10 protein-coding genes and 1 pseudogene are annotated in these 12,642 nt (G+C 42.2%); 6 read left to right on the forward strand and 5 right to left on the reverse strand.

Annotated features, from left to right (window positions below):
• Window positions 1–213 precede the first annotated feature (213 nt).
• The 6 genes and pseudogenes from JEU79_RS06405 (at window position 214) to dcd (ending at window position 7,940) form a co-directional block, all read left to right on the forward strand.
• Window positions 214–1,159 (forward strand): annotated as a pseudogene (locus JEU79_RS06405) (PstS family phosphate ABC transporter substrate-binding protein).
• Window positions 1,160–1,283: 124 nt separating this feature from the next.
• The gene (locus tag JEU79_RS06410) at window positions 1,284–3,674 is read left to right on the forward strand and encodes an ABC transporter permease subunit (RefSeq protein ID WP_198265888.1); all 2,391 of its coding nucleotides are present in this window, start codon (window positions 1,284–1,286) and stop codon (window positions 3,672–3,674) included.
• Between the two features lie 10 nt (window positions 3,675–3,684).
• Window positions 3,685–5,370 (forward strand): phosphate ABC transporter permease PstA, encoded by a 1,686-nt coding sequence (gene pstA, locus JEU79_RS06415; protein ID WP_198263433.1) that lies wholly within the window; start codon window positions 3,685–3,687, stop codon window positions 5,368–5,370.
• Window positions 5,360–6,157, forward strand: coding sequence for a phosphate ABC transporter ATP-binding protein PstB (pstB, locus tag JEU79_RS06420; protein ID WP_198263434.1), 798 nt, complete (start codon window positions 5,360–5,362; stop codon window positions 6,155–6,157). The genes pstA and pstB overlap by 11 nt, the downstream gene beginning before the upstream one ends.
• A 218-nt stretch (window positions 6,158–6,375) precedes the next feature.
• Window positions 6,376–7,068, forward strand: a complete 693-nt coding sequence (gene phoU, locus JEU79_RS06425; RefSeq protein ID WP_198263435.1) for a phosphate signaling complex protein PhoU — start codon at window positions 6,376–6,378, stop codon at window positions 7,066–7,068.
• A 305-nt stretch (window positions 7,069–7,373) separates the two neighbouring features.
• Window positions 7,374–7,940, forward strand: coding sequence for a dCTP deaminase (gene dcd, locus JEU79_RS06430; protein ID WP_198263436.1), 567 nt, complete (start codon window positions 7,374–7,376; stop codon window positions 7,938–7,940).
• 119 nt (window positions 7,941–8,059) lie between these two features.
• Here the strand turns inward: dcd and JEU79_RS06435 are convergent, their stop codons facing one another.
• From JEU79_RS06435 to JEU79_RS06460, 5 genes are all read right to left on the reverse strand, one after another.
• Window positions 8,060–8,872 carry a DUF3108 domain-containing protein gene (locus JEU79_RS06435; protein WP_198263437.1) on the reverse strand — a complete coding sequence of 271 codons (813 nt, stop codon included), beginning with the start codon at window positions 8,870–8,872 and terminating at the stop codon, window positions 8,060–8,062.
• Window positions 8,873–8,893: 21 nt separating this feature from the next.
• Window positions 8,894–9,535 carry a phosphoribosylglycinamide formyltransferase gene (gene purN / locus JEU79_RS06440; protein ID WP_198263438.1) on the reverse strand — a complete coding sequence of 214 codons (642 nt, stop codon included), beginning with the start codon at window positions 9,533–9,535 and terminating at the stop codon, window positions 8,894–8,896.
• A gap of 179 nt (window positions 9,536–9,714) precedes the next feature.
• On the reverse strand, window positions 9,715–10,761 hold the full coding sequence (gene purM, locus JEU79_RS06445) for a phosphoribosylformylglycinamidine cyclo-ligase (RefSeq protein WP_198263439.1): 1,047 nt from the start codon (window positions 10,759–10,761) through the stop codon (window positions 9,715–9,717).
• A gap of 267 nt (window positions 10,762–11,028) precedes the next feature.
• Complete coding sequence (locus JEU79_RS06455) at window positions 11,029–11,640, reverse strand: CDP-alcohol phosphatidyltransferase family protein (protein ID WP_198263441.1); 612 nt, start codon at window positions 11,638–11,640, stop codon at window positions 11,029–11,031.
• A 286-nt stretch (window positions 11,641–11,926) separates the two neighbouring features.
• On the reverse strand, window positions 11,927–12,619 hold the full coding sequence (locus JEU79_RS06460; protein WP_198263442.1) for a TSCPD domain-containing protein: 693 nt from the start codon (window positions 12,617–12,619) through the stop codon (window positions 11,927–11,929).
• Window positions 12,620–12,642 lie beyond the last annotated feature (23 nt).

Below are 12,642 nucleotides of genomic sequence, written 5' to 3' on the forward strand. Positions count from 1 at the left end.
TTGTTTTAAGTTGTGTGTCCGGTTAAGTATGGCCACATTAAAAAACCTATTTACGGATGGGCACTAGTTACAAATAATGTCATCATCCTGTCATGCTTTGGGGGGATAATCACTGCTTGTCACAGCAGTTTTTAAAAATGGATATCTATGTTTTTTAATATAACAATGCGCACTTTGCTGTCTATTCTAGGCTTGTTTGTCTCAATACTATTGATGCAAAACATACAGGCTTCCATGTCTTCTTTACAAACAATTGATGAACATACACCGGTTTATCATAAGTCCAGTGGCGTATCCGGTAATTTATCCAGTGTGGGTTCAGATACACTGGCGAATTTAATGACCCTCTGGGCAGAAGAATATAAACGCCTTTACCCCAATGTGAATATCCAAATTCAAGCGGCGGGTTCATCGACAGCACCACCAGCATTAACGGAAGGAACGTCAAACCTAGGGCCGATGAGTCGCAAAATGAAGTCCAAAGAAATGGCCGCATTTGAAGATAAATATGCCTATAAGCCGATGGCTATTCCAGTGGCAATTGATGCGCTGGCCGTTTATGTTAATCGTGATAATCCAGTGAAAGGTTTGACGCTGGCGCAGGTGGATGCCATTTTTTCTTCCACACGAAAATGTGTTGGTGGGAGTAATATTTCTAAATGGGGTGATGTGGGATTAAAGGGGGAGCTGGTCAGCAAAAAGCATTCAACTTTATGGTCGTAACTCTGTCTCAGGTACTTATGGTTATTTTAAAAAGAAAGCCTTATGCAAGGGCGATTTTAAAAATAATGTCAATGAACAACCGGGTTCGGCATCGGTGGTGCAATCAGTGACGACCTCAATCAATGGTATCGGTTACTCAGGCATTGGCTATAAAACCTCGGGGGTCAGAGCCGTGCCCTTGGCCAAACGGTCTGACTTACACTATATTCCCGCCACACCCGAAACATCAGCCTCGGGTCAATATCCCTTGTCTCGATTTCTTTATGTTTATGTGAACAAAAAGCCCAACCAGTCTTTAGCGCCTTTAGAGAAAGAATTTATTAAAATGATTCTGTCACAAAGTGGTCAAAAAGTGGTGTTAAAAGATGGTTATATTCCATTGCCCTTCAATGTTTTGAGTCGAGCGCTAGAAAGTATTGAGAAACCAGAGCATTGAGAAACCAGAGCATTGAGTAATCAATTTGTAATAAAACCAAAAACATAGCGCCTGATGTCATACAAATGTCACAAAAAAGTCATATAATAGCGATCCCTCACAATGATATCGCTAAATGCGCTTTATGACACAAAGATCAACGACCAAACAAGCAAGCAATAGCATTGTCCTGCCTTCTGAACACCCTCAACGCCTGCGCCATTGGAAGTTTAGAGTTTTCAAAGATAAACTCGCTCAAATAGTGATTAGTCTGGGCGGAAATTCCGTGATTGTGGCTATTTTGTTAATTTTTTTCTATCTGGTTTATGAAACAGCGCCACTGCTTAAAGGGGCGGATATCAGTTCTTTAAGTGACTATTCACTCACAGACCATGACCATAATGCAAAAAAAATACTGACCCATAGTTATTATAGCCTTGAAGAGCAGGGTGAAATAGCGGTTCAATTTGCCTTAAACGGGGATATTCGGTTTTTTGCTAGTCGCTTAGGAAAAACAGCTTCAGTAAAAAAACCTTCATCAAAAAAAGACCCTCTAAACAAAACAATTCATCTGACTCTGCCACAAGATGTATCGATCAGCAGCTTCTACGCCGCCCATTCTGCAAGTGGTTTAGTCGCTTATGGGCTGAGCAATGGGCAACTGATATTGCTCAAACACGACTATAAAATTAGCTATCCTAATGAACAACGCCTGATTACGCCTGAGATTCTTTATCCCATGGGTAAGTCTCCAATGACCATAACGGAGAGCGGTGAGCCACTGGCTTTAATCGCTTTTGAACACAATGATGATGAAATGACCTTCGTTTCCTTACTGCAAGATAAGCGTCTGATCATGAGTTATTTTTCCAAAGAAGAGTCATTAACACAATTAAGCTTAGAACCTGAAAATGAGGCTTCTGCCTACCAGCGTCAGGATGTAGAAATCCCCCTGACGGAATCCTTGCTCAAGGGAAATATCTCACAATTATTAATTAATCGTGAACAAAACCAACTTTTTATTGCCTATCGGGATCAGGCTGGACGTAGTCTACTGGAATTTTATTCCCTACGTGATAAAGCGCATCCACAGTTTGTTCAACAAGTGTTGTTGGCAGAGGCATCAAATCCTGTGACCGTCATTACTTATCTCACAGGCAAAATTTCTTTATTAGTGGGACAGCAAAGTGGTCGTATTTCTCAGTGGTTTCCCGTTACTAGTGATGGCCAGGGCGAGCAACTTAAACTGATCCGTGAATTTAATGATCAGCATTCACCTATCACCGTTATTCAATCTGAAATACAACGCAAAGGCTTTATGGCCGGTGATCAATCAGGCACTTTAGGCATTTATCATAGCACTGCTGAAAAGACCTTATTATTGGAAAAAATAGCCGCTAATCCAATCGCTCAACTGGCTATTGCCCCTAGGGCTAATTTTTTATTAAGCATTGATGATCAAGCGAATGTGGTCTATTGGGCCGTTGATAATGAGCATCCGGAAATTTCCTGGCATTCTATGTGGGATAAAGTCTGGTATGAAAGTTATCCGCAGGCGGAATATATCTGGCAATCATCCTCAGCCAGTAATGATTTTGAACCCAAGTTTAGTTTGACCCCATTAGCCTTCGGCACTTTAAAAGCAGCCTTTTATGCCATGCTATTTGCTATTCCTCTGGCCATTATGGGAGCGATTTATACCGCCTATTTTATGAGCCCTAGAGTACGTGGTCTGGTCAAGCCATCCATTGAAATTATGGAAGCATTGCCCACGGTTATTTTGGGTTTTTTAGCAGGCTTATGGCTAGCACCCTTGATAGAAGATAATTTGCCTGCTGTGTTTATTTTACTCCTGGTCTTACCGCTGTCGGTATTATTGACGGCCTGGGCTTGGCATTCCTTGCCAAAATCAATGCGTCAATCAGTACCCGAAGGTTGGGAAGCTTTTATTCTGATGCCGGTGCTGATTTTTGTTATTTGGGCAACCTTTGCCCTGTCTCTGCCCATAGAAAAATTGTTTTTTGACGGCGATATGCAAAGTTGGTTGACCAATGAAATTGGCCTTGATTTTAATCAGCGAAATTCAATTGTTGTGGGCATCGCCATGGGCTTTGCCGTCATTCCGACTGTTTTTTCCATTACCGAAGATGCCATTTTTAGTGTCCCTAAACATTTAACTCTGGGCTCGTTAGCTCTGGGAGCAACACGTTGGCAAACTTTGATCAGAGTCGTTATCCTGACGGCCAGTCCGGCGATTTTTTCAGCGGTCATGATAGGCTTTGGTCGTGCGATTGGTGAGACCATGATCGTGCTAATGGCCACAGGTAATACGCCTATTATGGATTTCAGTTTGTTTCAGGGCATGCGGACTTTGTCTGCTAATGTGGCAGTTGAAGTGCCGGAATCTGAAGTGGATAGTAGCCATTATCGAGTGCTTTTTTTAGCTGCGCTGGTGTTATTTGCCTTTACCTTTTTCTTCAATACGATTGCTGAGTTGATTCGTCAACGCTTGCGTCACAAATACAGTAACTTATAGTGACTCGCTGATGAATATTTTGACTAAAACAAAAAATTGGTTTGATACAGGCGAACCCTGGGTCTGGCTGAATGCCTCGGCAGTCAGCCTCAGCCTGCTCATGGTTTTCGGCTTACTGGCTTTGATTGCCTATAATGGTCTGGGACATTTTTGGCCAGCAGATCTCATGGAAGCGGAACTGGTGGATGGCAATAGACGCATAGTGTTAATCGGTGAAATTCGTGATACTGAAACCGTACTCGCCCAACAGGTTAGAGATGCAGGCATTGATTTGCCTGAAGCTGTGCAAGTAGTGAAACGCTTATTAATTAAACAGGGTAATCGCGATTTTTATGGCTTGGATTTTCGTTGGGTGTTGGCAAGGGATATTCAAAATAAGCATTATCCCAAGGATTTATTGAGCATAGAACGACGGGAATGGGGACAACTCTATGGGCGTCTTGTCAATGTTAAAACAAAGGGACAGGTTGTTAAATCGGATGACCCGTATCACACTCTGCAAGCCCGTCTTGCCCAAGTGCTGGTATTGCATGATTTGGCAGAAGATATTTCTCGTGATGAGATAGGCAGTATTAATTATTCACTGGAACAGCTGCGTTTAAGTGAGAAAAAATTACACTTAAAGTATAAAACCGACAATAATTTGAGCCTGCAAAAGAAGCTATTAAACATTGAGCAACAGCGTCAGTCATTGCAAAAAAAATTCGCTCAATTACAAAACACTTTAAGACAGTACCATGAAAAAATGGCTGAGGATGTAATGTTAGTTCAGCTTGCATCCGGTGAAATAGTTGAAGTAGCATTGGAAAAAGTAATTCAGGTCATTCGTCCCAATGCCATGGGCAATGGCGAAAAAATTGCCTATTACTTTCATCAAATTGGCGCATTTATCAGTGATGATCCCCGTGAAGCGAATACAGAGGGCGGAATTTTTCCAGCCATATTTGGTACGGTATTAATGGTGATTATTATGAGTATTATGGTGACGCCTTTAGGCGTGATTGCAGCGATTTATTTACGTGAATACGCCAGTCAGGGCATGATGGTACGTATTATTCGTATTGCAGTGAATAACCTGGCCGGTGTACCTTCGATTGTTTATGGTATCTTTGGTCTGGGATTTTTTGTCTATTTTATTGGTGGCTCGATAGATGATTTGTTTTACCCTGAAGCCTCACCTGCTCCTGTTTATGGTACACCGGGTTTATTATGGGCATCCATTACTCTGGCCTTATTGACCTTGCCCGTGGTGATCGTAACGACTGAAGAAGGCCTATCGCGGATCCCGTCTTCGGTAAGAGAAGCAAGTCTGGCACTGGGGGCAACTAAATTTGAAACCTTGTGGTACATTGTTCTGCCAATGGTGAGTCCAGCGATGATCACGGGCTTAATTTTAGCCGTAGCCCGTGCTGCCGGAGAAGTAGCACCCTTGATGCTGGTAGGCGTAGTGAAGTTGGCTCCGACTTTGGCGCTGGATGCGAATTATCCATTTTTGCATCTGGATAGAAAATTTATGCATCTGGGCTTTCACATTTATGATGTTGGTTTCCAAAGTCCCAATGTTGAAGCCGCGCGACCACTGGTTTACGCAACGGCATTATTATTAGTTGTGGTTATTATTTTGTTGAATTTAACGGCTATCACAGTGCGTAATCGCCTGAGAGAAAAATACAAAGGTCTTGAACATGAGTCGTGAATTGAATAGCAATATAAAGATTTTTACTGAAGAACCTGTGGCGATCACCCTCAAAGAACTCAGTTTGCATTATGCTGAGAAGCAAGTCTTGCATGATATTAGCTTACAGATCCCGGATAAGAAAGTAACTGCTTTTATTGGCCCTAGTGGTTGTGGCAAATCAACCCTATTACGTTGCTTTAATCGTATGAATGACCTGATTAATAGTTGTCGTATTCAGGGTGAAATTATTATCGATGATGAAAATATTTACGATAAATCAGTCAATGTTGCGGACTTAAGGCGTAAAGTCGGCATGGTGTTTCAACAGCCTAATCCTTTTCCCAAAAGCATCTATGAAAATGTTGCCTATGGCCTGCGCTTACAAGGCGTGAAAAATCGTTTATTATTGGATGAAGTGGTAGAAAAATCCTTGCGCAGTGCGGCACTATGGGATGAAGTGAAAGATCGCCTCAATGATAACGCGCTGGGTATATCCGGTGGTCAGCAACAACGTCTGGTGATTGCCCGTGCCATTGCCATTGAGCCGGAAATCTTATTGTTGGATGAACCTGCCTCGGCACTTGATCCCATTTCAACCTTAAAAATTGAAGAACTCATTTATGACTTGAAACAAACTTATAGCATTGTCATTGTGACTCATAATATGCAACAGGCAGGGCGGGTATCGGATTATACGGCCTTTATGCACTTGGGTAATATGGTCGAGTTTTCTAAAACCAGTGCGCTTTTTACCAACCCCAGAGACAAACAAACAGAAGATTATATCACTGGCCGTTATGGTTGATCGCTAGAAGCGTTTACTTAAAATTAAAGTAACTATTCAGTAAATTTTAAAGCATGTATAGAGTATCAGGTTGAGGTGTTTATCTTTATAGGGTTTTGAAAACAGGATGTTTTCATAAAGCGTCACATGGATGTGCTCGAGCGACCCTGTAAAGACAAACACCTCAATCTGGTACGGGTTTATGCTGAATAGTTACAAATTAAAGAGCAAAATAATTAATGGATACTCCCAGAACAGGCAAACATATTTCTCAGCAGTACAATGATGAGCTAGAAGAAATAAAGACACATTTATTGACCATGGGCGGACTGGTGGAACAACAGCTTGAAAAAGCCACTCGAGCTTTGGTTGAAGGTGACTCGGCCTTATCAAATGAAGTCTATAAAGAAGGTCGTCGAGTCAATGAGCTGGAAAAACTGATTGATGAAGAAAGTGCCCAATGCCTTGCTCGTCGTCAGCCTGCGGCCGGTGATTTACGCTTAATCGTGACTGTTATTAAAGCGGTGAGTGACATTGAACGTGTTGGGGATCAGGCGGAACGACTGGCACGCTTTGCTGCTCAGTTAACAGAACATCCACGGCCTAAAAATAACTATCATGAAGTTTATCGCCTAGCGCAGCATGTACAAAAAATGTTTCATGATGCACTCGATGCCTTTGCCCGTGGCGATGAAAAACTTGCCTTGAGTGTTATTAATGAAGATGTGAATGTTGACCACGAATACGAAGGGATTATGCGCCAACACATCACTTATATGATGGAAGATCCCCGTTCGATTAATAGCTCGCTGGATGTATTGTGGGCGATTCGAGCCTTGGAGCGCATTGGCGATCATGCCTGTAATCTCTGCGAATACTTAGTTTATCTGGTCAAAGGCCAGGATATTCGTCATACCAGTAAGCCTGAATAATTCCAGCCGATCACATCATAAACCTGAGTTTTGCTTAACAAATACGACAAGTTAACTTAATAGTGGTGCGCTTCGTTCCTCAGCAGCACCCTACATTTATCTGCAAATAATGTATTGTAGAACAGTAGGATGCTGCTGAGGAACGAAGCGCATCATAAATAGTGAAAACTGAACAATACCGTTTATTATTAGCCAGAACTCAGGCTAATAGGCTGAAAATTTTGCCGCTTTGCACGATACTTGTTTTTATTGCTCATCACATGGATAATATGCATCCAAACATCAACAACACGAGTAATTCATAGATGAGTATTAAGTCCGACCACTGGATCCGTTCCATGGCAGAAAACGAAGGCATGATTGAACCATTTGAGTTTGGTCAGGTAAAAGAAAATAATGGTGAGCGCATCGTTTCTTATGGCACTTCAAGTTATGGCTATGATGTCCGTTGCTCGAGAGAGTTTAAGATTTTTACCAATATCAATTCCGCCATTGTTGATCCCAAAGATTTCGATAATAATAGCTTTGTTGATGTGGAGTCTGATGTCTGTATTATTCCCCCCAACTCTTTTGCGCTCGCTCGCACTATTGAATACTTTAGAATTCCCAGAAAAGTACTGACCATCTGCTTAGGAAAATCAACCTATGCTCGTTGTGGCATTATCGTCAATGTCACGCCATTAGAGCCAGAATGGGAAGGTCATGTGACCCTAGAATTCTCAAATACCACGCCATTACCGGCAAAAATTTATGCCAACGAAGGCGTGGCGCAAATGTTGTTTTTTGAATCAGATGAAGTGTGTGATGTGTCGTATAAAGACCGTCAAGGTAAGTATCAGGGGCAAACCGGCGTCGTGACTCCTAGAACATAAGTCGTGACTCCTAGAACATAAGTCGTGACTCCTAGAACATAAGTCGTGACTCCTAGAATATGAGTCGTGACACTTAGAAAACATAAGTTGTGACACTTAGAACATAAGTTACTGCTTGCTCACTCGTTATGAGTCATGCCTTCCTGATAAGAAATCAATGTTGACACAAAGGTGGGTTTGCCAGTTTCTTCCTGAATGATCTTAACCGGCAAATACTCCAGCTCAGGTGCGCACCATAGGGTGATCATTTTTCCTTTCTTATAGCGCTTATGCTGTATTTTGACTGCTTTATAACTGCCCAAAGACGTATAAACCCGTTCTTCACCCAGAATTTCAAAATAATATTCTTTTAGTTTGCCGCCATCAGCAATATGAAAACCGAAGCTTCGCTTGGGATCATGCGCCAGTTTGAGCATCAAAGCTAATTGATAAGAGAGTTTATCAATGGTTTGTGCCGGTATGGGCATAGTCCATTTATTTTTCTTATGCTTATGATTGTTGCTCACGGCATTGTGTAGCCAGTCAAACTTTAGTTCAACATCTCGCCGGGTTTTATTATTGCGGATTTGTAAAAATGTATATTTTTGGGGCTGTATCGTGCCATTGATAAATAAGCCTTCACTTTGCTCATCGCGAGTTTCATCTTTTTTGAACGCCAGCAGACCAATCGGCATGGAATAGGATTTGAACTGATAGGCTTGAGACTTTTTACTGATACTGAGCGAGTTGGTGACATTAATGCCTTCCAGCCCCATGGCAGTGATCATGTAGGTGGCGACAAAAGGCCTGAGTGTGCTTGATTTCTTATGTGATTCAGCTGAACCGGCAAAGCTCTGACTGCTCAGCAGCGTGAGTAATAATAAGACACAAAATAAGCCTGTGTTAAAGAATGACGCTTTTGTATGAGTTGTATTCAGTATTTTATATTGCATCTTTTGGGCTGACGATTAATGTTATTCAGACAAAATAACCTGATTATCAACTAATTGCAAACGCCCTTGAGCAAACCATTCGATAACCTGAGGGTAGGCAAGGTGTTCCTGAACTAAAACCCGTTGGGCCAGGCTCTTTTCCGTGTCATCGGCCAAAACCGGTACTGACTGTTGAAAAATAATCGGCCCGCCATCCAACTCAGCACTGACATAATGAATGCTAAGGCCATGTTCACTGTCACCAGCGTCCAAAGCGCGTTTATGGGTATGTAGTCCACGGTATTTGGGTAGCAGAGAAGGGTGGATATTAATCATTTTGCCATAAAAATGATTAACAAAATCAGCCGTTAAAATACGCATAAAGCCGGCCAGCACAATTAACTCAGGCTGATATTTTTCAATACGACGGGTGAGTTCGGCATCAAAGGCGTCACGGGTTTCATAGTCCGCATGAGCAATGATTTCGGTGGGAATATTGGCTTCTTGAGCGCGCTGCAAAGCATAAGCATCAGCTTTGTTACAAATGACCGCAGCAATTCGGGCACTCAGAGTGCCCTTGGCAATGGCATCAATCAATGTTTGCAGATTACTACCACTGCCGGACACAAGTACGACAATAGGAAAAGGCGTCTGAGCGCCTAATTCAGAAGTGTGTTTCTTCATTAATCTCTATATCCGTGATACTTGGAAATGCACCCCAAGGGCACTTCTTTCAGGGTGCAGCGAGGCATTTTGACTAAGAGCCGATTGAGTGTATAAATACGACATGATTGAGGCTTTTAGTTACATCTCTTAACAAAGAAAACAAAGCCTGCATTTTCAAGTATCATGGGTATATTGTCTCACTCACTAATGGTAACAGAGGGTGTTTCATCATCGCTGGCTTCAATAGTGCCCAGTGTGAAAACGGTTTCGCCTTGTTGCTCAAGAAAATCAATGGTTTTTTGCTGATTTTCTGGCGAAACTACAACCACCATGCCAATACCACAGTTAAAGGTACGATACATTTCAGTGGCTTCAATATTGCCTTCTTCCTGTAACCAGTCAAAAACAGCAGGGCGAGACCAACTCTTGCCATCAATGTTTGCCATGGTGTTAGCAGGCATGACACGAGGCAGGTTTTCTAATAGACCACCACCGGTGACATGACAGAGAGATAAAATTTCCACTTCTTTAGCCAGCGCTAAGAGTGGCTTAACATAAATGCGTGTCGGTTCAAGTAAGCGCTTGCCCAGAGTCTCGCCATCGAACTCAGCATCTAAATCAGCCCCTGAGACTTCAATGACCTTACGAATCAGTGAATAACCATTGGAATGAGGTCCACTAGAAGCTAAACCGAGTAGAATATCGCCAGCTTTAACCTTAGATCCATCAATGATGTCTTCTTTTTCAACGATGCCGACACAAAAACCGGCTAAATCGTAATCTTCTCCCTCATACATGCCGGGCATTTCAGCGGTTTCACCCCCAGTGAGGGCACAACCGGACTGAATACAGCCTTCGCTGATGCCCTTAATGACATCGGTCGCCGTATCAACATCCAGTTTGCCCGTGGCATAATAATCAAGGAAAAACAGTGGTTCAGCCCCGGCGACAATTAAATCATTGGAACACATAGCAACCAGATCAATACCAATCGTATCATGTTTGCCGATGTTCAGTGCCAATCTTAACTTGGTGCCGACACCATCTGTACCCGAAACCAGTACTGGATTCTTATAACGATCCAGTGGTAATTCAAACAAGGCTCCAAAACCACCCAAGCCACCCATAACACCGGGGCGTTTAGTGGCCTTGGTATAGGGCTTTATGCGTTCGATAAGCGAGTTTCCCGCGTCTATATCTACACCTGCATCACGATAACTGAGAGATTTTTTGCTCACGGGCACTCCAAATTTGAGAGAGGAAAATTTAAAAGAGCTATTATACCGCAAACACAATTAGAGAATCTAGATGCAAGAAAAATAAGGCACCGATCAAACCTTGTTTACACATTTTACCAATTTGTCCTTATATTGGCTTATTTGATCTGTCCCAAAATGTTTTTACCATGTTGATCGATGACTATTTCTTTGCGTATCGCTTTGAGTTGTTGAACCGCATCATCAATGCTCAAATGTGTTTTTGCAAGAATCATCCAAGTTGAAAAATGAGTTTTAAAGCTGAGTATTTGATTCAAGCAGTGCTTTTTGAGTGCGGTTAATTAAAGTCATTACCAACAATACAGTCAATAAGGGCATTAACCAGAATAACCATGCTGGAAATACACCCATAAGACCGAACCATAACCCTAATGCGCCAAATGTCAGCGCCCGATCACTTTTGCCCATGGGACCGTCATAACGTCTTGAACCGCCAATCGTTAAGCCTAAGACACCGACAAACTCAACCAAAGTGGCCAGAAAAATAATCAATGCGATGCCAGAAAAACTAAAAGGGGCGGTTAGTGCAAAGGGAATGTAAAGCGCTGCATCGGAAATAACATCACTAACTTCGTTTAAAATAGCCCCCAGCTTACTTTGCTGGTTAAATTCACGGGCTAGCATGCCATCGATGGCATTCAGTCCCATACGGATAAACATCCACAAGGGAATCAGTAAAAACAATTGAGTGATATGTGAATATAGGCTAATCGTCAAACCGAGAAGCACAGAGCCTATTGTTGCGATGAGAGTGACTTGGTTGGCCGTGATGCCAAAGCTCGCCATTTGTTTGACCAGTGGCCTGAGTAGTGATTGAAACTGAGGTTTGATGTCGTATAAAGTCATTATCTTATTCCTTTGCTGTTATTGTAGTTGGTTTACTATGGATGCAGTTTGTATTAAACCTAAAATAATCAGTGCATAAGGCGGTCGCAGTAGGTTCAACTGATTTTTTTTAGGGTAAAGTATCGATCTTTATCCTTATCAGAACGAGAAGGCTATAGTCTGCTATTTGCATTTCGCCCCTGGCGACCTTATATTTTTGAAAATATGAGAAGAAAAGAGAATTGAGTCGCGACTTATGAGGGATATAAGTCGCGCTTTATGAGGAAATGTACAGGTATACCCGTCGTTAGCCGCACTTACTATCGCCACAACTCAAGCAAGTCATGCAGCCATCCATTAACACTAATGCCTTGGTTTGGCATTTGCCACAGAGCAGTGCTTTTTTAGGAAAATTATTATCATCGTCAGCTTCAGTTTTGTTTTTTTCTTCAAATTGCTTACGTTTTTCTGCAATTAACTTTTTTTGATGCTCATCCAACTCATTGTCTTTAAGCATACCGATAAGCTTCATGTGGGACTCAATGGCGCAGCCGATTTCAGCGACTAAAGAGGGCATGAAAACACCGCCTTTCTTGAAATAACCACCCTTGGGATCAAATACCGCTTTAAGCTCTTCTACCAAGAAACAAGCATCGCCACCCTTGCGGAATACGGCTGAAATAACTCGTGTGAGTGCCAGCACCCATTGGAAGTGTTCCATATTTTTGGAGTTAATGAAGACTTCATAAGGACGGCGTTCTTCATGCTCTGTCCCCATATTGAGTACCATGTCATTGATGGTAATATAAAGCGCATGTTCAGATTGAGGGGTCTTTATTTTGTAGGTTGAACCCAAGAGCATTTCTGGGCGCTCCAGATTTTCATGCATGCTTTCCACATCATTGATTTTGTCATCATTGCATGATTCAGAGGGTTGTTTTTTATCATCTTCAGTGAGCACTTTGTAACTGACGATTTTGCTGTTGATTTTTATAGCCATGTTCATAAACCTTTTTATTCCGT

This window comes from sulfur-oxidizing endosymbiont of Gigantopelta aegis (assembly GCF_016097415.1).
GTDB lineage: Bacteria > Pseudomonadota > Gammaproteobacteria > GRL18 > GRL18 > GRL18.